At 59.0% G+C, this 24,102-nt stretch carries 21 protein-coding genes and 1 pseudogene; 15 read left to right on the plus strand and 7 right to left on the minus strand.

Annotated features, from left to right (window positions below):
* Positions 1 to 799 precede the first annotated feature (799 nt).
* The 4 genes from repA to MA07_RS03105 all read left to right on the plus strand — a co-directional run bounded on the left by repA (position 800) and on the right by MA07_RS03105 (position 5,710).
* Positions 800 to 2,005: a plasmid partitioning protein RepA gene (gene repA / locus MA07_RS03090; protein ID WP_052002781.1), complete on the plus strand. Its 1,206-nt coding sequence runs from the start codon at positions 800 to 802 to the stop codon at positions 2,003 to 2,005.
* Positions 2,005 to 3,075 (plus strand): plasmid partitioning protein RepB, encoded by a 1,071-nt coding sequence (repB, locus tag MA07_RS03095; protein WP_052002782.1) that lies wholly within the window; start codon positions 2,005 to 2,007, stop codon positions 3,073 to 3,075. The genes repA and repB overlap by 1 nt, the downstream gene beginning before the upstream one ends.
* A gap of 651 nt (positions 3,076 to 3,726) precedes the next feature.
* Positions 3,727 to 4,860, plus strand: a complete 1,134-nt coding sequence (locus MA07_RS03100; RefSeq protein WP_052002783.1) for an RHE_PE00001 family protein — start codon at positions 3,727 to 3,729, stop codon at positions 4,858 to 4,860.
* Positions 4,861 to 5,191: 331 nt separating this feature from the next.
* The gene (locus tag MA07_RS03105; protein WP_036346854.1) at positions 5,192 to 5,710 is read left to right on the plus strand and encodes a hypothetical protein; all 519 of its coding nucleotides are present in this window, start codon (positions 5,192 to 5,194) and stop codon (positions 5,708 to 5,710) included.
* A gap of 388 nt (positions 5,711 to 6,098) precedes the next feature.
* On the opposite strand, the gene MA07_RS03110 is transcribed toward MA07_RS03105, so the two are convergent.
* Positions 6,099 to 6,896 carry an ABC transporter substrate-binding protein gene (locus tag MA07_RS03110; protein WP_081928743.1) on the minus strand — a complete coding sequence of 266 codons (798 nt, stop codon included), beginning with the start codon at positions 6,894 to 6,896 and terminating at the stop codon, positions 6,099 to 6,101.
* Here MA07_RS03110 and MA07_RS03115 point away from each other — a divergent pair.
* Positions 6,844 to 7,469: pseudogene (locus MA07_RS03115) on the plus strand (IS6 family transposase); the annotation flags it as partial. The gene MA07_RS03110 and the pseudogene MA07_RS03115 sit on opposite strands and share 53 nt — an antisense overlap.
* A gap of 277 nt (positions 7,470 to 7,746) precedes the next feature.
* On the opposite strand, the gene MA07_RS28525 reads toward MA07_RS03115, so the two are convergent.
* The 3 genes from MA07_RS28525 to MA07_RS03130 form a co-directional block, all read right to left on the minus strand.
* A protein-coding gene (locus tag MA07_RS28525) for an IS5 family transposase (protein ID WP_200879316.1) occupies positions 7,747 to 8,600 on the minus strand; the annotation gives its coding sequence in 2 pieces (ribosomal slippage) (positions 7,747 to 8,247 and positions 8,250 to 8,600; 852 coding nt in all).
* An 807-nt stretch (positions 8,601 to 9,407) separates the two neighbouring features.
* Entirely contained in the window at positions 9,408 to 10,088 is a 681-nt protein-coding gene (locus MA07_RS03125; RefSeq protein ID WP_036346858.1) for a GntR family transcriptional regulator, read from the minus strand.
* Between the two features lie 12 nt (positions 10,089 to 10,100).
* The gene (locus MA07_RS03130; RefSeq protein ID WP_036346859.1) at positions 10,101 to 10,994 is read right to left on the minus strand and encodes a dihydrodipicolinate synthase family protein; all 894 of its coding nucleotides are present in this window, start codon (positions 10,992 to 10,994) and stop codon (positions 10,101 to 10,103) included.
* 175 nt (positions 10,995 to 11,169) lie between these two features.
* Here MA07_RS03130 and MA07_RS03135 point away from each other — a divergent pair, with 175 nt between their 5' ends.
* The 5 genes from MA07_RS03135 (at position 11,170) to MA07_RS03155 (ending at position 15,717) form a co-directional block, all read left to right on the plus strand.
* On the plus strand, positions 11,170 to 12,171 hold the full coding sequence (locus MA07_RS03135; protein ID WP_036346860.1) for a sialic acid TRAP transporter substrate-binding protein SiaP: 1,002 nt from the start codon (positions 11,170 to 11,172) through the stop codon (positions 12,169 to 12,171).
* A gap of 147 nt (positions 12,172 to 12,318) precedes the next feature.
* Positions 12,319 to 12,822 carry a TRAP transporter small permease gene (locus tag MA07_RS03140; protein ID WP_052002785.1) on the plus strand — a complete coding sequence of 168 codons (504 nt, stop codon included), beginning with the start codon at positions 12,319 to 12,321 and terminating at the stop codon, positions 12,820 to 12,822.
* Complete coding sequence (locus MA07_RS03145) at positions 12,819 to 14,114, plus strand: TRAP transporter large permease (protein ID WP_036346861.1); 1,296 nt, start codon at positions 12,819 to 12,821, stop codon at positions 14,112 to 14,114. Before MA07_RS03140 ends, MA07_RS03145 begins: the two co-directional genes overlap by 4 nt.
* Before the next feature lie 39 nt (positions 14,115 to 14,153).
* Entirely contained in the window at positions 14,154 to 15,131 is a 978-nt protein-coding gene (locus tag MA07_RS03150) for an aldo/keto reductase (RefSeq protein WP_244445141.1), read from the plus strand.
* A 151-nt stretch (positions 15,132 to 15,282) separates the two neighbouring features.
* Positions 15,283 to 15,717, plus strand: coding sequence for an RbsD/FucU domain-containing protein (locus tag MA07_RS03155; RefSeq protein WP_036346862.1), 435 nt, complete (start codon positions 15,283 to 15,285; stop codon positions 15,715 to 15,717).
* A gap of 364 nt (positions 15,718 to 16,081) precedes the next feature.
* Here MA07_RS03155 and MA07_RS30670 read toward each other — a convergent pair whose 3' ends face one another.
* On the minus strand, positions 16,082 to 16,276 hold the full coding sequence (locus tag MA07_RS30670) for a hypothetical protein (RefSeq protein ID WP_244445143.1): 195 nt from the start codon (positions 16,274 to 16,276) through the stop codon (positions 16,082 to 16,084).
* Here MA07_RS30670 and MA07_RS30675 point away from each other — a divergent pair.
* From MA07_RS30675 to MA07_RS03170, 3 genes are all read left to right on the plus strand, one after another.
* Positions 16,199 to 16,666, plus strand: coding sequence for an amidohydrolase family protein (locus MA07_RS30675; protein WP_244445142.1), 468 nt, complete (start codon positions 16,199 to 16,201; stop codon positions 16,664 to 16,666). The genes MA07_RS30670 and MA07_RS30675 overlap by 78 nt on opposite strands.
* Before the next feature lie 640 nt (positions 16,667 to 17,306).
* Complete coding sequence (locus tag MA07_RS03165) at positions 17,307 to 18,035, plus strand: ion transporter (protein ID WP_348270395.1); 729 nt, start codon at positions 17,307 to 17,309, stop codon at positions 18,033 to 18,035.
* Between the two features lie 320 nt (positions 18,036 to 18,355).
* Positions 18,356 to 19,294 (plus strand): sensor domain-containing diguanylate cyclase, encoded by a 939-nt coding sequence (locus MA07_RS03170; protein WP_036346863.1) that lies wholly within the window; start codon positions 18,356 to 18,358, stop codon positions 19,292 to 19,294.
* 178 nt (positions 19,295 to 19,472) lie between these two features.
* On the opposite strand, the gene MA07_RS03175 is transcribed toward MA07_RS03170, so the two are convergent.
* Positions 19,473 to 20,924: a hypothetical protein gene (locus MA07_RS03175; RefSeq protein ID WP_200879317.1), complete on the minus strand. Its 1,452-nt coding sequence runs from the start codon at positions 20,922 to 20,924 to the stop codon at positions 19,473 to 19,475.
* 580 nt (positions 20,925 to 21,504) lie between these two features.
* On the opposite strand from MA07_RS03175, the gene MA07_RS03185 reads away from it, so the two are divergent.
* Together MA07_RS03185 and MA07_RS27490 are read left to right on the plus strand one after the other, a co-directional pair.
* Positions 21,505 to 21,924, plus strand: a complete 420-nt coding sequence (locus MA07_RS03185) for a hypothetical protein (protein WP_052002786.1) — start codon at positions 21,505 to 21,507, stop codon at positions 21,922 to 21,924.
* Between the two features lie 174 nt (positions 21,925 to 22,098).
* A complete protein-coding gene (locus MA07_RS27490) occupies positions 22,099 to 23,139 on the plus strand; it encodes a hypothetical protein (protein WP_052002787.1) in 1,041 nt (346 codons plus the stop codon).
* A gap of 181 nt (positions 23,140 to 23,320) precedes the next feature.
* On the opposite strand, the gene MA07_RS28535 is transcribed toward MA07_RS27490, so the two are convergent.
* Positions 23,321 to 24,102, minus strand: a 782-nt coding sequence (locus tag MA07_RS28535; RefSeq protein ID WP_152568701.1) for a glycosyltransferase family 2 protein, incomplete at its 5' end; no start/stop codon positions are given.

The raw sequence follows: 24,102 nt of genomic DNA on the forward strand, positions 1-24,102 counted from the left end.
CTGGAAGCTGCGGACCTCAGCGCAGATGGCCTGCATTCCGGCTTTGTGACCCAGGCCAGATGAAATAGGCTCCAGCTGTGGGTGCCGTAGACCAATGAACTCACAAATGAGTCAGGGGCAGCTGGCGGCTACCAAAAGCAGGAGCATTCCCAAAGGATGTTGAGGCGGGTTGATATATAAGCTAGTGCAGGGGAGATCGTCGAGGGAGGAGTGTATAATTTTATGACCCTCCTGAACGAGTCTTAGGTCAGCGTCTGGATCCTATCCTTGCGCCCGATGAGACTAAGTTGGTCGCGACCAACTTTGCCATATTGTTGCAGTTTATGGGCGCTGGAGACGCCATATATACGCTCTGACCCGCCTGAGCATGCCGCTCACTAAGTCCGCAGGGCGTAAGTTGGTCGCGACCAACTTAGCCACATTGTTTCATTGGGACTCTTGAATGAGCAGGTCACATAATGTGCCCCAACCGCAACCATTTCAGTGCAGAGTTAAGGCGCTGACGTGGTGTTCCTACATGCATCGTACGTAAGTTGGTCGCGACCAACTCAATGGTCCTGACACATCGGACCAGTGGAAGTGCTTCAATCGCACGACCGCTGTTCATCGAGCCGCCTTCAAATAGGGGAGAGGCTGCAAATTCTGAAGAGCTTCGGGGCGAGGTGGGCAGCAGATGGTTAAAAAATTCCAGCGACGACCCCGCTCTTAACCTAGTATTAACCTCTAATTAGGCGTACTCGGATCAGCGCACTTTTAGCGAGTTCAGCTCATTTCCGCGCAGAATTACCCGAGGCTCCTCATGACAGCACAGCACTCCGTTGACTCACCCGCTCCAGAGCTGGTTAAACAGAGCCTGAGGAGGCAAATCTCAATTGATGCTAGCGAGTTAGTCGCAAAGCTCCAAGCCCACCAGCAGCGTATCTTTCCGCCTAAGGCAAAGAAAACCCTACGCAGGTTCTCATCGGCAGAAGCTGCGAAGTTTCTCGGTATCCATGAAGGATACCTCCGTCAGCTAGCTGCCGAGGGGAAGGTGCCTTTATCGGAAGCTCCGGTAGCAGGGCGGCGGACTTACTCGATTGAGGAGATCAACCTCATCCGCGAGTTTCTCGAGAACACTAAATCGAGCCGTAGGTACATTCCTCACCGACGGGACGACGAGAGGCTCCAGATCATTTCCGTCATCAACTTTAAGGGCGGCAGCGCCAAGACGACAACGTCTGCTCATCTGGTGCAGTATCTCGCCCTTAGAGGGTATCGCGTCCTCGCTATCGACCTAGACCCTCAGGCAAGTCTTTCGACGCTCTTCGGACACCAACCCGAACTTGATGTGCGACCAAACGAAACTCTCTATGGCGCGCTCAGATACGATGACGAGTGTGTCGGGATTGAGCATGTCATTCGCTCAACCTACATCCCAAACCTGCATATCATTCCTGGGAACCTCGAACTGATGGAGTTTGAAACTACCACTCCTCAGGCTGAGGAAGTAGCAATGTTCTACACCAGGATTCTGCAGGCGCTTGATCCGGTATCTGAAATGTACGACGTCGTCGTAATGGATTGCCCGCCGAACCTAGGGTACCTGACTATGGCAGCGCTCTACGCCGCATCAGCGCTGCTCATAACAGTTCACCCGCAGATGCTGGATGTTCTCTCCATGGCCCAGTTCCTTCGGATGACCTCGGACACTATCGACATCCTAGCCAATGCCGGGTCGAAGGAGGACTACGATTGGATGGGCTATCTGATTACACGCTACGAACCAAACGACGGCCCGCAGAACCAAATGGTCGGGTACCTAAGATCAATCTTTGGACCAAGAGTACTTGAGAACACGATTCTAAAAAGTACTGCCATTGCGGACGCCGGACTAACCAAGCAGACGATCTACGAGGTTGACCGGCAGAAGTTTCACAAAGGCACTTACGACCGTGCCATGGAATCCGTTGATCTAGTTAACAGTGAGATTGAAGCGCGCATTCGCGGAGCTTGGGGGAGGCAGTAATGGCACGACAAGTCATGGTTTTTGACGACACCGCATCGAACGCAGAACCTGCGACCAACACAAGCGCTGAAATCCAGGCGAAGCTGGCAGAAACGCTGGCTGATGATGGGGCAGCAAACGCGATGGACGCAGACCGGCCGCTTCTGAGATCGGGTCCATTAGCTGCGCTCAAGCGCGGACCACTGCGCACCTCTCCGCTTGAGACCATCGCTAAGACAGCGGAGTCGGTCGAAAGGGCAAAGAAGTTAGAACAACAGCTTTCGGCCGGGCAGGCAGTGGTAGAGCTGAATCCAGATGACATCGACGCATCGTTCGTCCCCGACAGAATGGCACCGTCGGAAGAAGATCATCGAAAGCTTGTCGCTGCCATCCGCTCTGAGGGCCAGCTTGTACCCATCTTGGTTCGCCCTCATCCTGAGAAACATGGACGATATCAAATTGCTTATGGCCACCGCCGCCATCGTGCTGTTAGGGAACTTGGCATCACCGTCCGTGCCGTCGTGCGGGACCTCACGGACGAGCAGCTCGTCGTCGCGCAGGGCCAAGAAAACAACGAGCGCACGAACCTGTCGTTTATTGAAAAAGCTCGCTTCGCTTCCCGGCTTCAGGAGCGCGGCTTCAAGCGCGAAGTTATCATGCAAGCGCTGAGTACCGATAAAGGCACTCTGTCGAAGCTCCTCTCAACGGTCGGAAGCATCCCTGCGGACATCATCGAAGCCATCGGTCCTGCCCCTAGTATCGGAACCAGACGCTGGCAGGAGTTTGCTGAAAAGCTCCCCAGGCGGCTGCACGATAGGGTCCGTGAGGCGATCGCAAGTCCTGGCTTCTCTCATCGCGACAGTGATGCTCGATTCGAGGTGCTGCTAAAGCTGCTCGGCAACAAAGAGGAGCGCGCACGCGCAGAACCGTGGATTGCATCCAATGGCATCCGCGTGGCCCAGGTCACGAGGTCAACTGACAAGTTCTCACTCGTAATTGACCAGAAGATTGCACCTGATTTCGGTGACTTTCTGTTATCAAGAATGGAAGCTCTCTTTTCAGAGTTTCAAGCATCTGTAAAGCCTGAATAGTCGGGCGGAGGCACTAGACATCGGAAGGCCGGATCACGCGCTGATCAATCTGTTTTCCTGCCTTCATCATTACAAACATGTCGTCTGGAAAGGGCTTTTGAAGTTTCAGGACCTCTCGCGTCGGAGGGGTCAGCCAGACATCATACTCCTCAGATGTGGTTGGGACGACGGGCATTGTCTTCGAATGATTCGATCCACTACTCCATTCTGCTCAGATGTGAGAAACAAAGAGAGCAGGTGTTCACGCTAACAAGATCAGCCTTTGGTCCACGGCACTAATCTACCGTCACCAATCCAAGAGAGCAGGGGATATTGGTTTATGATACTTGCTGTCTGTGCGATGAGTTATATGCAGAGTCGGATATCGTCTCCAAACACTTGGTTGATAACGCCGTGAGAGGCGCTTTCAGGGGCAAAAACGCTCAGGTTTTTTAGCCAAAGAGCCGGATTTCCCTCTAAAGACGCGCAAAACCGGCTCAAGATGCCTCGGGGTCGCCTGAAGGGCAGTTTGTAAACGCACAACCATTGGAACAGGGCGATATTGCCGCTACCATCAGAACGTAACTAGTGCTGATTTCACTGCCGCCACTGCTGTGGTGCTAAACTATATCAATAACTTAACAAAACAGGGGATGATAGCCGTTGCGGCAGATGTGGGCAGATGATGAGCCGAGTAGGGCAGCGATCGACCTTCCTGAACTGCCGTGGGAGAAAATCGCCGGTCGTCTGGAGCAGATCACGATTGCTGTGCTCCGTTTTGATGCCCGTTTGGAGGCGTCTGGCCTTGCGGCTGGGTGGCAGTCCCGTTGCGATATGACCGAAGCCGTCCGGGCGCTGATGCTCGACGGGCACTTGGTCGATGTGGGCGATCTTGTCCTTCACGATGCCGGCATGGATGTTCGTAGCCCGACCCATGAACTCACCCGGGCGGCGGCGGCCCTGCGAAGCCGTCGCACGGCTATAGCCCGTAAGGCGCCTTGGCCACTTTCAATTGACGGTCTTGCAGCCTTACGCGGTGTGACTGGCGTTGGGGCTGAAGCATCTGCAAAGCCGAAGAGAAAGCGCCCGGACCCGGATGACGATGAGGCGTACCCGCCTTATGCCACTGACGCCGATCCGTGGAAGGCGCATTTTGCTGAGATCGACGCCCTGCTCGACCGCACCAGCAAGGTACTGGCCGGCGAAACCCCGCTGCCCAAGAGCCGCTCGCATCTGGTCTATGACCCTGACCAGGACGAGGCCGAGAATGAGGATCTTTGGCTCGACTTCGTTAAGCGGACGAACCACTGGCCAGCCATTGCAGCTGGTGCAGTGGCCTGGAACGCGTGGCTGGACCTGAACCTTTATACCCGTTTGCCGTGGCTCGGATTGACAATGGCAGCGTCCATTCTCCGGGCGAGGGGCCTGACGAGCCATCTCCTGCCATTAGCCGCCGGCTTCAAGAAATCCAAGTTCCGACCTCAGGGTAGGGAAGGGGCGAAGGAAAAGCTCGACGGGTTCTGCAGCGTTGTCGAGGAGGCGCTTGAGATCGCTAACAAGGACCTGGACCGACTGGTCCTGGCGCGGGAGCTGATGAACAGGGTAGCCGACAAGTGCCGCAGCAATTCAAAGCTGCCGGAGTTGGTCGACCTTTTCTTATCCCGTCCCTTGGTGACTGTGCCACTCGGCGCCAAGCTCCTGAAGGTCACGCCAAAGGCGGTCGATCTGATGCTGGCCCAGCTCGGGGGAGCCTTGCCGCGCGAGCTTACCGGTCGTACCCGCTACAGAGCGTGGGGCATCGTCTAAGCTTCTCCTTAACTTATATGCAGGCTTGTCATTGGCTGTTCATATTCATCAAGGTAAGGCTTCCCCCCGTTCTAAGGGGCGGGTTCGCATGTTGATGTGGAGTACGGTTGTTGCATTCCTCCTCTCGCTGGTGGCGGTAGGCCCCCTGCGAGGCGTCTCGCCGGAATGGCTCCTGACTGGCGCTGAATTCCTGGCCGTCGTCAGCATTTTTGCTCTGGTGTGCCTGCTGGAATCCAGCGGCAACAATGACCGTTCAAACCCCGCCTCCTAAACAGTTTTAGTAACGCTCTGCGGTCTACTGTGCTGCTCCACGCCAGATTGGAGACAGCCTATGAAAAGCTTCCTGCTCGCCGCGATCGGGATTGTCCTGGTGTCTCCAACAGCCATAGCCGACGGCCTGAGTCTTTCAGGCTCCCTCTGGCAATGTACTCGCGCCTCTGACCGGACCCAGTTCGTGATCACCTTCTATCCGGGTGGCGGCGTCGGGGGTGGAGAGTTCGGGAACGGGGAGGTAAGCCCCTACATCTTCGATGCCTCTCGGACGAAGCCTGGCGAATGGCCGGGCAAGTGGGAACAGACAGGCCAGCGCTTCACCTGGACGTTTCCTGATCAGAGCATCCGGATCGAGGGGAGCCTAGCAGGCGCTGGGCAGCCCGCTGCGCGGCTCACCGGCAGCGAGACCTCGTCGGGAGAGCGATCGGCCATTACCTGCACCGCTCTCTCCAGGCTGCCGAAGATTGGGGAGGGGTTGGTCATCCCCAAGGACAACCGGTTCATCGACTTGGATCAGAAAAATGGCGAGCTGAAGGTACCGGCAGGGATCTCGCTTCAGCCCCAAGATGCACGATAACGTGCAGCATCGGATTGGATGGTCAGGCCAACGCGGAGAATGCAAGCGCCGGCGATATTCCGGACGCGGTTAGGAAAGAATCCACAAGTGTCTTGACGGCACGCAATCAGCCTTGGTTTGTAGATCGCATATACCAATAAGCGATTTTAGGGGCACCCATTTTATGCGCGTCTGGCAGTCTCTTTGCCTGATAGGAATGGTCGTAGGCCTTTCCTTCTCAAAGGCTGTGAGAGCAGCGGAAATTTTGCTGGTACAAAGTGGTTCCTGCCACATTCGTCTCAGTAGCCCGATCGCAGCTGATGACGCCAAGTGGATCGGGAGCATCGTCAATTCCGCTGAGGACAGCAGGCCGATCAAAATCGACGACTCGTCAGAGCATCGCACTGTCCTATGTCTCGACAGCCCGGGAGGATGGTATGTCGAGGGTCTTCGGCTTATGAACCAGATGAGGGAAAAAGGAATCGGGACGCTGATCGAGAGAAGTGCAGGCTGCTTTTCGGCATGCGCTCTCGTATTTATGGTCGGGGGCAACCGCAAGAAACCGTGCATCAGGATAGGCTGCAAGCTCATGAATGCCGATGAGGAAGAAGTCCCAGAAATTCGTCGGCCGGTCCCAGGCGTTGGGTATGCCCAAGCGGTTCAGCACATTGCCGAAGAGGCTGGCGGTGCCGTAGATGCGAACATGATGGCCATCCACGAAGCCTGCCAATAAGAGAGGCTCGATCCGCTGGCCTTCCAGGCTGCGTTTGGTGGCTGCAAAGCTGGCCTCAACTCGCGCAAGGACAGCCTCTGCCTGGGCATCGCCTCCCGTCTCGCGGGCAATCTCACGCAGCACTTCCGCAGAGCGGTTGAGAGGATGACCTTCCGGTGTGTAGGTTGCGAAGGAGTAGGTTGGGGGAATGCGCTCCAGGAAAGGGCAAACGCTCTCGCTGAAGGGGGTAGTGATGATCAGATCCGGTTTGAGCGCCGCCACAACCTCGAGATTGGGCTCGGTGCGCACACCGACGTCCTGAATGCCTTGAGGTACCAGGCAATCGTCAGCCCAGCAACGATAGAGATCGATTTTCGCATTCTCTACAGGCCTGATGCCGAGGGACAAAACAGTGGATGTGAGGCCCCAGTACAAACGCCACCGTTTCCCACTGAGCCTGCGACTGATCGAGGAGATGCTCTTAGAGCGCGGCATCGTCGTCTCCTATGAGACCGTCCGTCGCCGGGCTCTGAAGTTCGGGCCTGCGTTTGCCTGCCGCCGTAGGCCCAAGACGCCAAGCACTCGCGACATTGGCATTTGGGTGCGGTTGTGATCATCATCGCTAGCAAGAGGCACTGGCTCTGGCGAGCAGTTGATCAGAACGGCTATGTGCTTGATGAGATCGTCCAGACGCGCCGCAACACCAAGGCCGCCAAGCGTTTGCTGACCCGCTTGCTGAAGAAGCAGGGCGGCCCACTGCGGCGGATGACCACCAATAAACTAAGCTCCTACGCGGCTGCCCGGCGTCAGATCATGCCATTCGTCGAACAGCGGTCGCACAAAGTGCTCAAGAAACGAGTAGAGAATTCGCATCTGCCCTTGCGCCGACGGGAGCGGATTATGCTGAGCTTTCGATCACCAGGAGGCTTGCAGAGGTTCACCAACGTATTCTCCGCCATCCGCAACCTCTTCGTTCCACCCTATTCTCGTCGCTCCGCCCTTGCCACCCATCTGCATCGTCTCACCGCGATGGCGGAATGGATTGCTGTGATCGGCGCCACCGCTTGAGCCAACTACACCGTTAATCAAGTCCCATTGCGTCCAACACCGCTTAACGTGACAAGCCCTTGGTGTGTCCGAAGCATCCTTTGAGGCATTGGCGGCTCTGACCCGGACCGCTCACCTGATGCAGATGTCCGACACCGCCGTTGTTTTAGCCTACGTCTCGATTGTTAGTGCATGCCGAGGCAGAGCCGCCGAGCGTTGGGTCGCTCCTGTGGCGGTTTCTCGACTAAGAGCCGTCTCAAGACAGGCCGGGGCAGCGATCCGCTATGCTCTTGCTTGACTAGATCCTGTCTGACGGCCTGAGTGTGCGCAGGTACTGCCGCATGAAAGCGAGCTTCACCATGGCTGAGAAGTTGACGGCAAGTTTCTCGTGCCGAGTGGCGATGGATCGGCATCCCTTCAGCCATCCAACACAGCGCTCGATAGCGTTGCGCCTGCGGTAAAGATCAGGATCGAAGGATCGCGCGCAGCCCTTGCCCATGTTGCCGCCGGTCCGAGGTGGAATGATAGGCCGGATATGGCGCCGCCGCAGATAAGCAAAGACAGGTCGGTAGCTGTAGGCCTTGTCGCCTGCCAGGTGCTTGGGTCTTGTGCGTGGACGGCCTCTTGGGCTGGGTAGGCGGACTGCCATCAAGGTTGGCTCGAAGGCCGGCACTTCGTGCCGCTGCCCAGGTGTGAGCGTAAACCCGAGCGGCAGACCAGCACTATCGCTCACCAAGTGGATCTTACTGCCGAACCCGCCCCGGGAGAGGCCGAGCGCATGGTCGTCCGGCTCCTGCGGATCCCCTTTTTGCGGGCTTCTGCGGCCGAGCGGCTGGCTCGCACACTCGTGCTGTCGATGCACCACAGATCCAGGTCGATCAACCCGCCAGCATTCAGCTTGAGCCGGAGCCGATCCAGGATCGTGTCGAACAACCCCTCACGGCGCCATCGGGTTAGGCGCTCATAGACGGTTTGCCATGGGCCGTAGCGTTCGGGCAGGTCGCGCCACTGCGCTCCGGTACATAGCTTCCACATCAGCCCGTTCACCACCTGCCGGTGGTCGCGCCAGCGCCCGCCGCCGTGGCGACCAGTCCTGGGCATGAGATCCGCAATCAGCTCCCATTGAGCATCGCTGAGTTCATGCCGCCGCATCGCAGGTCTCCGCCTTGGTGAGCCCACCAAGGCAACAGCCATAGCCTCATCCAGGTTCACAGGCTGTCAGACAGGATCTAGCTGATCGAGCTGTGCGACTTTACCAGAGCGGCGGCTTTGTTGCACGGATAGCGAGTTGGTAACTGTCACTGGGGGACATAGGAGGGCTGCGCTCTACCTGTTGGATATCTGCCAGGCCCTTCAAAGCCAATGCCGCTTGCCGTCACCATATCCCCAAGCAGCGGCACCGGGTCACAGATTGGGCGGAGTATGACGCGGCCTACTACAACCTTGAAGACGAGCGCCTGACGCTTGCGCGGGTGGGCGACCAAGCGGTCTACCGCTTCAGGAACGACGGCTGGATCAGTCGCGTGGGTGTGAACGTCCGCTTCTGAGCCGACGGGCTTAGCCCGGGAGCAAAGGGGATGGGGAATTCATTTCGCTATCTCCTTCTGTCCGCCCTTCGATACGCAATCCGGCTGGCACACCTCGTGGCTTATTGCGAGATCCAAAGTTGACTGGCAGCGCCGCAGCGCAATGAGCTTGCGATGGGAATGTCCAGAAGTGGCACATCCCAGAAAATCTCGAATGTCTGCCTTCCCGCAGTGAACAGACGTTCATTCCGTCTGCTCAACTTCCTGGTTTGACCCGTTCAGGACATTTAAGGAGGCTTGCGTCGCTGTCATTGAGGTTCACGCCATGCGGGTCCGACTGCCGAACTAGGCCGTAATCATGTGCGGGTGAAGGCGGCCCCATTCACATATTGGCGGCCAGAGCCCAGTGAGACGATTGCCCAAAGTCATTCGATCACCGCAGACCGAGAGCTCGGCTCCTTGCGCTGTTGATATGATCATCGATGGCCGCAACGGCCCGGGTAGGGTCGCGGGTCTCGATAGCTTTGATGACGGTGAGGTGCTCCCGCATAACAGGCATGACGAGGGCGTCGGACAGGAGGGTCTGCTCCTGTCGGATGAGCCGCACCTTGATCGAGTTCACCCGATAGGCATCGGCTATGATCGCGTTGCCGAGAGACGACATGATCGTCCAGTGCAGATCCCAGTCGACCGCCTGAGCCCGGACGACGAGATCAGACGTGATACCTCCCTCTTGAGTCGCTGCTTCGGCAACGACACTTTCATGGTCCTGCCGTAAGCGCGCGAGAGTCGCGTCGCTTGCTTCTGTCGTGAAGATCGCTACGGCCTCCCGTTCCATGAAGAGCCGAAATTGGAACGCATCCCGGATCAAGCTCAGGTCCACATGGGCAACCTGCATGCCCCGCTGCGGCACCGTCTTGATGAGGCCCTCCGATTCGAGCCGGGGAACCAATTCGCGGATGGCGGCCAGCGACAGCCCGGTCAACTCTACTAGCTGGCGCTGCGAAACGAACTGGCCCGGGCGTATGTCCCGGGCGAGAAGATGGTGGGTGAAGCGGTCATAGGCTTTCTCCCGGAGGTTAGGCCCATCCCGGCCTGCAATGGCGTCGTCCATCCTGCTTCCCCGCTAAGCTGCCTTGTCGATGAAGAGATCGTCGTAGAAGGTGCCGAGGCGCTCAACATCCGCCGCCGGCAACCGGACCAGTGGTGCCCGCACGTTCAGCCATGCCTCCTCACCCGTCCGACGTGTCAGGAGAGCCTTCACGGCAGGCACGACCGGATACTTCAGCACTTCGTCCACGAGCCTGTTGATACGTTGGTCGTCCTGTCCATCCATGGCGAGGGGGCGAAGGATCTCCGGGCAGATATTCGCCAAGCCAGAAATGGCGCCCTGGCCGCCGCGGCGCACGCCTTCGGCGAGATAGCGCTCGTCTCCGATCAAGATCGCAAGATCGCCATGAGCAGCGAGAAGACGCTGCGTGTAACTCCAGTCTCCGGATGAGTCCTTTACGCCCTCGATGACGCCTGGAAATTCATGCTTGAGGCGTTGGATCAGTTCGACCGAGAGCGACACCTGGGTCACCGAGGGGATGTTGTAGAGAATCACGTTGCGAGCAGCTGATCCCAGCTTCTGCAGAACCGCAGCGAACCAGGAGAAGACGCCGTCATCGTTGACGCCCTTGAAGTAGAAGGGAGGTGTCAGCAAGAGGCTGCGGCAGTCGAACTCTGCTGCCATGCGTCCCTGCTCAACAGCCTCGTGGATCGATGAAGCGGCAATGCAATAGACAACGCTCTCACCCTTTATCCGGGCAGCAGCAAGTGCTCCGAGAACCTGCTCGCGACCTGATATCCCGACTGATACTCCTTCACCGGTCGTGCCGAACACTGTAACGCTCGCGCATCCATTGGCAAGGCACCACCGAGCGTGATCAGCCAATCGAGGCAGATCAAGCGCTCCGTTCGCGTGAAAAGGAGTAGTCATCGCAGCCGAGAGGCCAAATCGATCGGCGGAAAGGGTCACGTCGAAAGTCCTTAGGTTCCGCTTCAAGCCACTCGGAGCCCGAAGCGCTGGTGTATCTCTGACATGTTAGTGTCATTTCAGATGTTTACAAGTCCGCTGTGAAAGGTGCAGTATGGTGGGAAGGGCGAATTCGATAACGCTCTGAAAAAGACAACTACTGTTGGGAGGACACCAAATGCTCGCATCGCTTTCACGGCGACTGTTCATGGGAACGGTCGCGGCTGCTGCCATCGCAGGTCTTACGCCGGCTATCGCTGCCGATCCCATTAAGTTGCGCATTTCGACCCCTGCGGTCGAGGCCGACTGGCACGCCAAGATGCTGCCCGTCTTCAAGGACGAGTTGGAGAAGGCGGCTCCCGGCCAGTTCGATGTGGAAGTCCATCTGAACGGAACCCTCTTCAAGCAGGGTACCGAGCCCGCGGCCATGCAGCGCGGCAACCTCGAGATGGCGATGATCTCCGCTTTCGACATCGCCAAGCAGATTCCGGAATGGTCCATCTTTACGGCTGGATACCTTCTGCGGGATCCCGAGCACCAGACCAAGGTCTTCGAGAGCGACATCGGCAAGGAGATGTATGGCCTCGTTGAGGACAAGATGAAAATCAAGATTCTCAGCGTGGGATATCTTGGTACCCGTCAGCTCAATCTGAGGACGGAAAAGGAAATCAAGACGCCAGCCGACCTCGCGGGCGTGAAGCTCCGCATGCCGGGGTCGGACACCTGGCTCTTCCTCGGCAAGGCACTTGGTGCCAATCCGCTGCCGGTTGCGTTCGGCGAAATCTACACAGCGCTGCAAACCGGCGCCATTGATGGACAGGATAACCCACTTCCTACCGTTCGGGCCGCCAAGTTCTACGAGGTGACGAAGCAGGTTGCCCTCACAGATCACCTTGTGGACGCGATCTTCCTTTCGCTGGCCGGTTCCACCTGGAACAAACTCGACGACAAGCAGAAGGCTGCGGTCATGAACGCTGCCAAGGCCGCTGTGCGGTTCAACAACGAGAACCGAATCAAGGAAGAGGCGCAACTCGCCGACTTCTTCAAATCGCAGGGGCTGAAGGTCTACAAGCCTGACGTGGCGGCGTTCCGTCAGCAGGTGCAGAAAGCCTATCTCGAATCCGATCTGTCGAAGTCCTGGCCGAAGGGCATGGTCGATCGCGTAAACGCGATCAAGTAAGCTGATTGCCCAACATCGAGCGGATGCCCCGGACAGGTCGTCGAGCCCGGAGCATCCGCTCGGATGCCCAAGATTGTAATTCGAGCGCTGTCTTATATGCGGCCACCTTGTCGCCGATTCGATGTGGTGCTCAACCTGTGAGCTTAGATGCAATCTGTTCGTGCCCGTCTCCGCTTCCTCGCTGAACTGGTCTCCGTGCTCCTGTTCGTCGCCATGTTCGCAGCGTTCCTGCTGCAGGTATTCACCCGTTACGTACTTAACGATCCGGTTGCGTGGACGCAGGAATTCGTGCTGATCACATATATATGGATCATCTTTTGGTGCGGAGCGTTCCTGCTGCGAGAGCGGGAGCACATCACCTTCGACATGATCTTCATGTCTCTGCCTCCCAAACGAAGGCGCTGGCTCGCGGTTGCGCTCACGATCCTGATCGGCGTTGCATTCATTGCAGCCATTCCGGGAACATTCGATTATGTTTCCTTCATGAAGATCGAGAAGAGCCCAGTTATCGGGCTCCGCTTCGATTTCCTCTACTCCATCTTCGTCATCTTCACAGTCGCGGTTGTCGTCGGTGCCATGATCCGCATCTGGCGCCTTCTCAGGCATTCCTGGGAAGATGAGCTGAACCACGAGGGTGAAATCGAGCCATGAGCACAATCTTCATCCTCACCCTCGTGGCCTTCTTCGGTCTTGCCGTTCTGGGAATGCCGGTGGCGTTTGCGATGTTCGTCGCCTCCATCGGCTACCTGATTGCGACGGGCCGCGACTTGGGACTGTTCGGGGAGCAAGTCCTGAATGGTCTCTACGATTCCTTTGTTCTTCTTGCGGTGCCGCTGTTTATTCTCGCCGCCAACATCATGAACGCGAGCGGTGTATCTGACCGGCTCTTCATGTTCTGCCAAGCTCTTGTCGGCCGCTTTCGGGGCGGCTTGGCTCAGGTCGACATTCTGGTCAGCATCATCTTTTCAGGCATGTCGGGATCCGCCATCGCGGATGCGGCTGGACCGGGCAAGCTCGTCACTCAGATGATGATCAAGCAGGGGCGCATTCCACCGGGATTCGCGGTCTGTGTGGCGGCGTCCTCGGCGACCATCGGGCCAATCATTCCCCCGTCGATTCCGATGGTGATCTATGCGGTGGTTTCGGACACGTCGGTTGGCTACCTTTTTCTTGCCGGCATCATTCCCGGTCTGATTATGGGGCTGTCACAAATGGCCCTGGTAGGCTTCGTAGCACGCACGCGAAACTTTCCGCGCGGGGAGGGCATTCCGCTAAACAAGCTCCCGGCCACGACTTTTCGGGCCTTCCCGGCACTCCTCATGCCGGTCATCCTTCTCTACTGCATCTATGGCGGAGCGACCACACCGACGGAAGCCGCCGCCATTGCGGCGGCCTACGCACTTGTTCTCGCGGTATTTTTGTACCGTGAACTCTCATGGAAAGAAGCCTTCAGTGTTCTGGTCGATTCCAGCAAGGCAACCAGTGCAGTGGCGCTTCTCATCGCGGGCGCCCTGATTTTCAACTATATCGTCGCCTCAGAGCGCCTTCCTGAGCAGATCGGTCAACTCCTCGGCGGCCTTGAGGTCTCACCGCTGGTCTTCCTCCTCCTGGTCAATCTACTCTTCCTTCTGCTCGGGTGCCTGTTTGATGCCACAACCATGCTTCTCGTTCTCGTGCCGCTGTTCCTGCCGGCAGCGCGTGCGCTCGGGATCGATTTGGTGCATTTCGGCGTCGTGATTGTCGTGAACATCATGATCGGCATGATAACACCTCCCTATGGCGTGCTGCTGTTCGTCATGAGCGGCCTGACTGGAATTTCACTGCGCGAGATCATCCGAGAGATCTGGGCCTTTATCAGCATCCTGATTGCGGCTCTCCTGCTGATGATCTTCCTGCCGGATCTCGTGCTCTGGCTGCCGCGCTACTTCGGCTACAATGGATAGCCCCAACTGGTCGTCGTACTCAATGAACGGAGCGATCATATGCCTGCCGAACTGATCCCGATGAACCTGCTGGGGCGCACGAATCATCCCGTCTCGAAAATCTGCTTCGGCACCTCTTCACTGGGAGATATGCTCGGCACTTATGGCTATGGCGTCGACGAGGGAAGAGCCCGAGACACGATCAGGGCCATTTTTTCAGGTCCGGTGAATTTTCTGGACACGTCCCGTATTTACGGGTTCGGTCGCAGTGAAGAGCGGATCGGCGATATCATCCGAGAACGAGGCGGCCTCCCTAAGGGCTTTGTCGTCTCTACCAAGCTGGATCGAGACCCGGACACGAACCGCTTTGATGCTGTCCAGGCAAGGCGGTCTCTGGAGGAGAGTCTGAAGGCGCTTGGTCTTGAGCACATCGACGTCCTGCATCTGCACGACCCGGAACATGCGGATTCTCTGGAAAGTACTGTCGGGCCTAGGGGTGCGCTTCCGGAGCTTTTCCGGATCAAGGAGGAGGGACTGGTGAAGGCCGTCGGCCTCGCGGCAGGCTCCGTCGAGATTATGATGCCGCTCCTGCGGGAATGGGATTTCGATGTGCTGATAACGCATAACCGCTTTACCCTTACCAATCGCAATGCAGACGCAATGATCGACTTCGCGCGATCGAGAGGAATTGCCGTCCTGAACGCGGCGCCATATGCCGGTGGCGTTCTTGCGAAGGGCTCGACGGCCTATCCACGCTATGTCTATCAGGAGGCGTCGGAGGCGGCGCTGGATCCTGTCCGGCGGATCGAGGCTATCTGCGCCAGGCACGACGTTCCGCCGGGCGCGGCCGCATTGCAGTTCTCGATGCGCGACGAACGGATAATGTCCACCATCTGCGGGGTCAGCAAGCCTGAACGGGTCGAGCAGACCATCGAGTGGGCGCGTTGGCCAATCCCGGAAACGATGTGGGAAGAATTGGCATCTCTCCCGTTCTCGACGGACGACCCGGAAGCGAACCGTCAGTACGATGCGGGATAAACAAGCCTGCTCCAGGCGCAGCCTGAGATGCCGGCTCCAGGGATCCGCCATTTGTAGGCTGATCGGACCGCCGCTTCGCTCGCTCTCGGCTTGATGGCCTATTTGCAATCACGCGCCATACAGTTCTAGCAACAACTGAGATAATCTCTGCATGCTGAAGAACATCAATCCCCTCCTGACACCCGACCTGCTGATAGTTCTTCGCTCGATGGGCCATAGCGATGAGATAGTCGTGGTCGACGCGAACTTCCCCGCAGCCTCGATGGCGCAGCGACTCGTCAGGCTGGATGGATTGACCGTGACAGCTGTGACTGATGCCATTCTGTCCGTGATGCCGCTGGACGACTTCGTGCCGGAGGCTGCTTGGCGCATGGAGGTGGTAGGGGACCCACAGGCCGAGCAGCCGATCTTTGACGAGTTCCGGGCCATCCTCGCAAGTCGCGAAGGTCCAGGCTGCCGCCTCGCCTCCCTCGAGCGCTTCGCCTTCTACGAAAGGGCCAAGGCCGCTTATGCCATCGTCGCGACCGGGGAGGGGCGGCTCTACGGCAACATTATCCTGAAGAAGGGCGTCGTGCGCTCCGCGTGAGCCCGAACGGAACCGCCTCCGGCCTCGAACCCGGAGGCGCTCGGTGGAATAATATATGATCAAGCTTGAGGGAGTTCCGATGCAGATCGATTCTCATCAGCACTTCTGGCGCATCAGCCGCTCTGGCGCATCAGCCGCGGCGACTACTCCTGGCTGAGCCCGGACCTCAAGCTGCTATCCCGCGACTTTGGCCCTGACGATCCTCAGCCTCTTTTCGCCAGCCACGGGATCGATCGGACGATTGTGGTGCAGGCGGCGCAGACCTTGGCAGAAACCGAGTTCATGCTGCAGCTTGCAATGTCCGCTCCTTTCGTCGCTGGGGTGGTCGGGTGGGCCGAGTTCACGGATCACGGGGTGGTCGAGATCATCGAACGAATGGCGGCCGCTCCCCCTGATCGTTGGGCTCCGCCCGATGTTGCAGGACATTGCCGACGACGATTGGCTCGTCCGTCCTGACCTGACACCAGCCTTCCGGACGCTGATCGAGCAGCGGCTCGTATTCGATGCGCTCATTCTCCCGCGGCACCTGTCCCGTCCGCTCCTGGTGGCGGACCGCCATCCCGACCTTTCCATAGTGGTTGACCATGGGGCGAAGCCTTTCATCCGCGAGGGCGTTCTCGATCCGTGGCGGGCAGATATGGTTGCGGTTGCTGCCCGTCCCAACATCGTCTGCAAGCTCTCGGGCCTGGTGACCGAGGCAAAGGCGGACTGGACCGTCAGTGACTTACATCCCTACGTCGATTATCTGCTCGAGGTTTTTGGGCCGCAGCGACTCCTCTGGGGGAGCGACTGGCCGGCGTCAATCTTGCGGGCGGGTATGACCGGTGGAGAGAGGGGACCCTTGATCTCCTCTCATCCCTCTCCGAGACAGACCAAGCGGCCGTGCTCGGAAGTAACGCGGCTCGGATCTATATTTCCAGCCGGGGGCGGCCTGAGGCGGGAAGGTTGAAATAAGCTTTCATCAGCGATCTACTTCTGATTGGTGCTCATTGAAGTCTCGTCAGAGGCGAGGGAGATTATGACCCTGGGGACATCGTTCGGCATCAGCTTCGGCTTCAGGTATTGTCGCTGCAGAGGTTCCTCATTATCCCCAGCCCGGCGCGATAGCGTTCATGGGACTGTGGACCTGCGGCGGGAACCTGAGCAATAGAGCGCCAAAGTCGTGGGCGGGACCAAGCGCTTCAGCGAGGCATCGCTGATGGTACGTTCGGGAAGTAAGCCGAATTTATACCAAGGCGCGGTAAGCAGACTCTTATTTGGCTCAACCACCGTTACGCTTTGACCCAAATGAGACTTTCCGAGTTAGCTTCCGAGGGCAGGCTGCGGCCTGCTGTGAACATCTGGGAGCTTTGGGGCCGTGTAGAGATCGGCCGGGGCGTGGCTTGGCATAGATCCCGCTCGAACCATCCCCACGCGTGACACTTCCGAAAATGTGGCCCTCATGCTTCCTGCCGTGCTGCTGGATTCTTCCACAGGCATCGGATGAGACGTATAAGCCCTCGATCCCTGCGCCGCTTGGATCCTGGCAAGAGAACAACAGTATGGTTGAGCATCTACGATCGCGTCTGGAATCTCGCTCCACAGAGCGTGTGATCACCACCCTCATCATCATCAATGCAGTGACTTTGGGCCTTGAGACAAGCGCATCCGTTATGGAGGGTTTTGGATCACTTCTCCAGGCTGTAGATCGCATCATCCTTGCCGTCTTCGTGATCGAGATCGCAGCTCGACTTGTGGTTTACCGTCTGCCGTTTTTTCGCAATCCCTGGAATGTCTTCGACCTTACGGTGGTGACCATCGCCGCACTGCCCGCAACGGAGGGTTTCGCAGTCCTGCGGGCGCTGCGAATCCTGCGCGTGTTGCGTATGATCACAGTTCTGCCATCACTGCGGCGCGTCGTGGGAGCCCTCGTGGGAGCCCTACCCGGGATGGGGTCGATTATCCTCCTGATGTTGCTGGTCTTCTATGTCTTCTCGGTAATGGCAACGAAGCTGTTCGGGACTGCATTTCCGGAATGGTTCAGCACTATCGGCGCGTCGGCCTACACGCTCTTCCAGGTGATGACCCTTGAGAGTTGGTCCATGGGGATCGTGCGCCCCGTGATGGAAGTCTACCCCTACGCGTGGGTGTACTTCATTCCATTCATCCTGTTTACAACCTTCACCATGTTGAACCTATTCATTGGCATCATCGTCAATGCCATGCAAAGTGAGCACGAGGAGAGGTTGACGGCTGAACGCGCTGAGATCGCTGCCGCGCGAGCGAATGGAGGAGGAGCGCCTGCACATGGATCAGGTGCCGCCGGAAATTGCCGTTGAGCTTCACGAACTGCGCCAGGAGATCCGTGAATTGCGTGCGGTCCTGCGCCAGGAACCCCTAAAATGAGAGACTTGTATTGTGGCGGAAGGTCAGCTTCTGGCACTCCTGAGACATAAACGTTTGGTCCGCTTGAGGACTCAAGAGCCGACGTTCGTTGAGCGGCCGGAATGTGAAATTCTGACCCAGAGCGGTCCTAGGCGCGCTGCCCAAGAGGTTGCTTCCTGCACGGGGCGAAGTAAGGGGAACCCCTCAGGGGATGGCCAGTTTGCAGGTTGGCAACGGCGGGGTATCCTGCCTATCTTCTTTGCTTTAGGTTTCCATGATCTCCCTCCCTTTCGATCCCGACGACGAAGCCCTCCGCTGCCTAGTGGAGGCACTCACCGAAAGCGGGCAGGCAGTCTCCATCTTCGATGCTGAGGATAATCTCCGATACGCCAACAAGACCTACCAGGGCATGTTCCTGGGCAGTTTCAACGGTCCGCTCACCTTCACCGGCATCCTCCGCCACGCTCACCGGAGCGGGCTGGGAGTGCGGATCGATGACAATGACGTCGAAGCCTTCATTGCCAGGACCCTGGCCAAGCGCCGGAGCGTGCCCCGCAAGTCGTTCGAGACAGACCTTGTGGATGGCCGCTGGTTCTGGATCGACCATACGGTGCTCCCGAACGGTTGGGTGCTATCTGTTGGCGCTGATATTACAACGTTGAAGAACAACGAAAAGTCCCTGCGCCAGGCTCATGAGGCGGCGCTAAAGGCGTCGCAGACCGATCAACTCACCGGGCTGCCGAACCGCCGTCACATCCTGGGACTGCTCGATGAGGCGCTTGCCGCCAACGAGGGCACAGGTTCGGACTTGTGCGTGGCTGTGATCGACATCGACCACTTCAAGGCGATCAACGATGCACACGGGCACGAGGCGGGCGACACGGTGCTTGAGCATTTCGCACGCTCCTGCCGAGAGAGGGTGCGCGTCCAGGACCGCGTGGGCCGGATGGGCGGAGAAGAGTTCCTGCTGCTGCTGCCCGAGGTTCGGCTCGCCGATGCTGTGCGCATCATTGATCGCGTCCGGAACGGTTTCCCCTCAGCAGTCCTGGGGCACAATGGGCTCGAACTGCCGTGCACCTTCAGTGCTGGAGTGACTGAAGCCCGGCCGGACGACGACCGCAGCTCGATCCTGCGCCGGGCCGACCGGGCTCTGTACACGGCCAAGGAGGAGGGGAGGAACCGCACCAGGATCGGCTCCGAAGCAGCACATTGAAGACGCCGGTCACCTCGTACCCAGCAGTCGACCAGTGTGGTTGGACAACGCACTGTCAGTGATCAACCAGGATGTCGAAGACCCGGTACTCCGGCGAGAAGGTGCAGTTATTGCCCGTGAACGGATACAATGCGCAATTGACCATGGCGCTATTCGCCGTAGGTGGAATTCAAAGTCCCTATTCAGGGATACCTGCCTTGAGAAGACCAGCAACGAAGACGTCGCAATGCGCAAACCTGTGCATATGCCTGCGGACGAGGCTTAGGCTCAGGGGCGCACCACCCATGCGGTTTCGAACGGCGATCAGTTCCTGAGCCTCTTCAATCAACCCCAGGTGCCCGCAGCAGCTGATCAGTGTGTTGAAAGGTCCAGTGTAGTCCGTGAAAGCGGAAATGGAGGCCCTGAGAAAGGGGAGTGCCTCCTCGAAGCGCTGCGCCGCCAGGAGAGCTAGGCCGTGGGTGGTCGTGTAGAACCCGGAGAAGCTATCAAGTGGGCTCATGCGCAGGGCCCATCCGGTCTCGACGAGCGCATCATCGAACCGGCCCGCTCTCAGGAGCGCCCAGCCGAGTGCCGTATGTCCGAGCGCAAAGCTCGGGTTGAGCGTCAGCGCGCTTCCGAGCTCCGCCAGTGCCCGCTGGTGCTGACCGGCCGTGCTGAGGCACAGCCCTGATACCATTCTGGCCCATGGCTCGCCGGGATCGAAGGCAAGTGCGTCCTGGGCGTGAATGGCCGCCTGCTCGTAGCCAGCCTCTACGTCGGGCGTCCACAGGCACATGGAAGCCCACCAGATCGCCCAGCTAAGGAGAGCATGGGCTCTCGCATAGCGCGGCTCCAGACTGATGGCGCGCCGCAGGAGCAGTTGGGCTTCCTCGTTCCGCGTCCGCTCCACCGCGTTGAGAAGGGTCATGGCCCGGACCACGAGCCCCCAGGCATCAATGCTGTCCGGCTGCTGCGTCGAGGCCCGGAATCCTTCCTCGGCATAAAGGTGCGGCTCGACCGCCGCCACAACCCGCTCAGCGATGTCGTCCTGAACGGCGAAGATGTCCTGCATCTCGCGGTCGTACTTCTCGGCCCAAATATGCTTGCCCATTGTCGCATCGATAAGCTGGCCCGTGACGCGAATGCGCGAACCGGCGGTTCTGACGCTGCCCTCCAGGACATACCGGATCCCCAGATCCTGGGCGACCTGTCGGACGTCCACGGCCTTGCCCTTGTAGACGAAGGTGGAGTTCCGGGCGATGACGAAGAGCCAGCGCAGACGCGCAAGGGCAGTGATGATGTCCTCCGTAATGCCGTCCGCGAGAAAGTCCTGCTCGGGATCCATTCCCATGTGCACGAAGGGCAGGACGGCGATGGATGGCTTATCGAGGGGCTTCAGGTCCGCGGGCTTAGATGGCTGGCGGGCAGTGTCGTCCGGGAGCCGGACCGATCCGCCGCTCATAGGCCGCAGGGACAGCTGCGTCTGGCTTTCGACGATCGACAGCGTCTTGTCCGAGAAGTGACCTGTCAGCAGCTTGTCGACCGTCGACTTGCCCAACTTCGTCTTGAACGCGAACTGCTCGCGCGAAATCCGTTCCCGCGCGATGTAGTCCCTGATCACGGCCGCAATCTGTTTTCTGTCGTCCAGCATCACCCAGCCTGTCCGTGGGCTCCCGGAAAATGGTCGGGCAACTTTCGGAAAATACAGACAACTTCCGACAAGAGCCACGGAAAAGAATGCTCGCTACAACCGGCGCACAGCTGAAGAGGCGGGCAGGGAAGCCATCGCCGGGCGTAACATCAGGAAGGAAGACCATGTTCGATTGTATTGTGCAAACAAGCGAGGCCTTGAGAAGAGCCGCGGAACGAAGCTCCGGGATGCTGTTCCCGGCGCTGTGTGGCTGCGAGGCATGCGGGACCACGCAGCTGATTGCAGCCCCTTCGATCGGCACCTGCTCCGTGTGTCGGGCAGAACTAACGGTGCTCACATCCGCGACGACCTCGCAGGCTCTCGACCAGGAGCCAGAGGTGCTGTCGCCATTTGCAGCGTAACAACATTCATGAAAGCCGGGGCACATACCGGTGCCGGAGCCGTGAATTGCGCCAGATCCCGACCAGATCCCGAACTGCGTGACGTCTCGGCCTCGGGCCACGGGCCACGGGCCACGGTGGATCTCACAATCGTGGCAGCGTCTCGCCAGTGCTAAATTGCATCAAAAGGATCAGAAGCTGTGACCAATCTGTCGAACCTCTTTCTCCGGACAGCGCTCTTGTTTCTCGGAGCGGGAATTGCCATGGGCATATTCATGTCCCTGTCGCAGGATTTCACGATCAGACCCGTGCACGTGCACGTGAACCTGCTCGGTTGGGTCGGGTTCTTTCTCTACGCGCTGTTCTACCGCCACTTCCCACATGTTGCCGCAACCCGGCTTTCTTGGACGCATTTCGGGACCGCTGTCATCGGCCTCCCCGCAATGATGGCAGGTCTCACGCTTGTTGTGCTCGGACACATGGATTTGGGCTTGCCTCTTCTCCTCGGTGGTGAATTCGTGACCGTGATCTCGGTCGCAGTCTTTATCTATATTGGCTTCGCGGCAACGAAGGCTGAGCCAGCCCCGACGCATCGCGAGGTCGTCGCACCTGCGGAGTGAGCCGCCCCGCTGCCATTGTCTGTCTCCGGCCAAGAGGGGCAGCCTTCACGGGCAATCCAGACGTAGCAGGGGCAGGGAGCTCCGTTCGGGCAGTGGGATAGTAGGCCCGACGGATAGCCAAAGCCGCCAAGCACCCTACGTTCCGCAGGACCACTTCGATGCGGATGAACCGAGATGCCCAAGCCGAAGCTCGTCGACGCGGAAACCGTCAGGAGGGCGCTCGAGCTTGCCGGGGAGGACATCCGCGAGCGAGGGATCCTCGGAGAAATCATGCTAAATGGGGGCTGGGCCTGCCTCCTTCGCTATAGCTGGACCGATGATGGTTCCCGTATCGAAGCCGACATCTCGTTCGACGGGAAACAAGGGGTTGTCCGCCAAGCGACCGCGTGGGCCGGGCGACGTGTCGGGCTACCCGACGGCTGGGTGGATGACATCCTCCCGTTCCTATGTGGGGAGGGACCGTCCTCTCCGGGAGGCTTCCCGACTGGGATGTACCCGACATGGGAGCGGCCGGGCCTTAGGGTTCTCGCGGCACCGCCCCGGCTGCTCATCCCGATGGTGTTCTTGGCCACGCTCCGCCCGATGGGTGACATCGGCATCGACGACCTCGAGCCGGCCGTGCGGATTGCGGCAGGGATTGGGATCAGGACGGGCGGGCACCTGAAGGCGCTCGTTGATCCCTACCTCAAGCGGAAGGAGAAGGACGACGGCGACAGGGCGCGGGAGATCGGCAGGCGGCTCTCGTTCTTCGAGGCCGCACTCGATCGCTTCGGCTACAGGCCAACCTTCGAGGCGAGACCCAGGTCCATTGCCGAGGTCGCTGAGCTGGCGCGGAAGGACCAGGATGACTTCGGCCCCGCGTCCGGAGAGTTCGGCTCTGCCTTCTACATGGAGGAGGACGCGGCGGCCCGGCAGGCTATGCTCAATCCCGTGCCCGTCCCGACCAGGCACCCAGAGCACGACGCAGTTATCGGGGCCATGGGGGAGCACTTGGCCTTGCGCTGGGGCCTCAAGGTGCCCGCGTGGACTCGGGAAGCCGCCTTCATGGGTGGGGGCAGACCCTATTTCTGGCCGGACTCGCCTGAGGCACGTGACATCCAGATCGTCGAGACTCCACCTTCGTTCAGACGCCGGCTCCTATTCTCGTACGCGGAGCCCCTCATGAATGCCAAGTTCCCGCACGCTCGCAAGATCAGGATGCCCTTCTGGGATTAAACTCGGATGAGGGACGCTCCCGGCGTACGCGGCTCCTCGACTAGGCGCGAAGGTCGCCTGATTGTACTTCGCAGAAGTAGATCGAACGTCAGCTTTAGGCAGGAACTCCGGACCTTCGTTGGGGCTGGAGCGTGGTCGCGGTTTGAGCCTCAGGCAACCATCCTGAGTGAATTGCGGCGCATTACAGACCACCGACCATGGATGCTTTGTCACTGCCCTCAACCATTGCGGCAAGCTCTTGCGCCAGCACACTCGCGGTAGGACTTGTATCCAGTAGTGCCTGCCAGCGCTCGGAGCTCTCCATCTTGAGGAGCCGCGCACTGCGGAGAGCTCCTGAGTGATCGCCAGCGCGCAGCCGGTCCTCAATGTTCTCCACCATGCAGTCGAGGAAGATGTCGGTGAGCTGCCTCAGGCCATGATGGTAGGCCGCTTCAGCGTTGGGGTTGCCCTCAACCTGCGGCCATTGGCGCGCATAGACGGCGCGGATGCTGTGCAGCATCCGCTCGCCGTCCCGTGAGGAACTCGTGCTGTAGCGGCGGTAGCGGGTGACCGCGGGCGCCTGGTAGCAGCAGGCTGTGAACCGGTGAGCCACCCGCAGATAGAAGTCGAGGTCGTCAGCGCCCCATGGATCCTGAAAGCCGGCAACCGCCTCCACCGCCTCGCGCCGGAACATCACCGACGAGGGTGGGATGATGTACCAGTCGAAACGGAGCAGAGGCAGATAGATATCAGCCTGTGGCGGGGGTGGAGATACAGGCCATGGTACCGGCTCACCCTCAAACGTCATCTCCTCGCGAGGACCTACCGCAAACCCGGCATCAGGACGCCTCCCCAGGGCTTCAAGCCCGGCCGTAAGAGCACAGGGGAGCAGGATATCGTCCGCATCAAGGAAGACCAGATAGCCCCCCCGGCTCCGGGCGATCCCGGTGTTGCGGGCGACTGCTGGGCCCGCATTGTCCTGCC

Source organism: Microvirga sp. BSC39 (assembly GCF_000739015.1).
Classification (GTDB): domain Bacteria; phylum Pseudomonadota; class Alphaproteobacteria; order Rhizobiales; family Beijerinckiaceae; genus Microvirga.

Coding starts and splice junctions, on each gene's coding strand:
- MA07_RS03135 (WP_036346860.1), top strand. CDS start 11,170: ATGCTCGCATCGCTTTCACGGCGACTGTTCATGGGAACGGTCGCGGCT.
- repB (WP_052002782.1), top strand. CDS start 2,005: ATGGCACGACAAGTCATGGTTTTTGACGACACCGCATCGAACGCAGAA.
- MA07_RS03140 (WP_052002785.1), top strand. CDS start 12,319: ATGCAATCTGTTCGTGCCCGTCTCCGCTTCCTCGCTGAACTGGTCTCC.
- MA07_RS30670 (WP_244445143.1), bottom strand. CDS start 16,276: ATGGCGGTCCGCCACCAGGAGCGGACGGGACAGGTGCCGCGGGAGAAT.
- MA07_RS03110 (WP_081928743.1), bottom strand. CDS start 6,896: ATGCCGCGCTCTAAGAGCATCTCCTCGATCAGTCGCAGGCTCAGTGGG.
- MA07_RS03150 (WP_244445141.1), top strand. CDS start 14,154: ATGCCTGCCGAACTGATCCCGATGAACCTGCTGGGGCGCACGAATCAT.
- MA07_RS03175 (WP_200879317.1), bottom strand. CDS start 20,924: ATGCTGGACGACAGAAAACAGATTGCGGCCGTGATCAGGGACTACATC.
- MA07_RS03105 (WP_036346854.1), top strand. CDS start 5,192: ATGAAAAGCTTCCTGCTCGCCGCGATCGGGATTGTCCTGGTGTCTCCA.
- MA07_RS03100 (WP_052002783.1), top strand. CDS start 3,727: ATGTGGGCAGATGATGAGCCGAGTAGGGCAGCGATCGACCTTCCTGAA.
- MA07_RS03170 (WP_036346863.1), top strand. CDS start 18,356: ATGATCTCCCTCCCTTTCGATCCCGACGACGAAGCCCTCCGCTGCCTA.
- MA07_RS03155 (WP_036346862.1), top strand. CDS start 15,283: ATGCTGAAGAACATCAATCCCCTCCTGACACCCGACCTGCTGATAGTT.
- MA07_RS03145 (WP_036346861.1), top strand. CDS start 12,819: ATGAGCACAATCTTCATCCTCACCCTCGTGGCCTTCTTCGGTCTTGCC.
- MA07_RS27490 (WP_052002787.1), top strand. CDS start 22,099: ATGCCCAAGCCGAAGCTCGTCGACGCGGAAACCGTCAGGAGGGCGCTC.
- MA07_RS03125 (WP_036346858.1), bottom strand. CDS start 10,088: ATGGACGACGCCATTGCAGGCCGGGATGGGCCTAACCTCCGGGAGAAA.
- repA (WP_052002781.1), top strand. CDS start 800: ATGACAGCACAGCACTCCGTTGACTCACCCGCTCCAGAGCTGGTTAAA.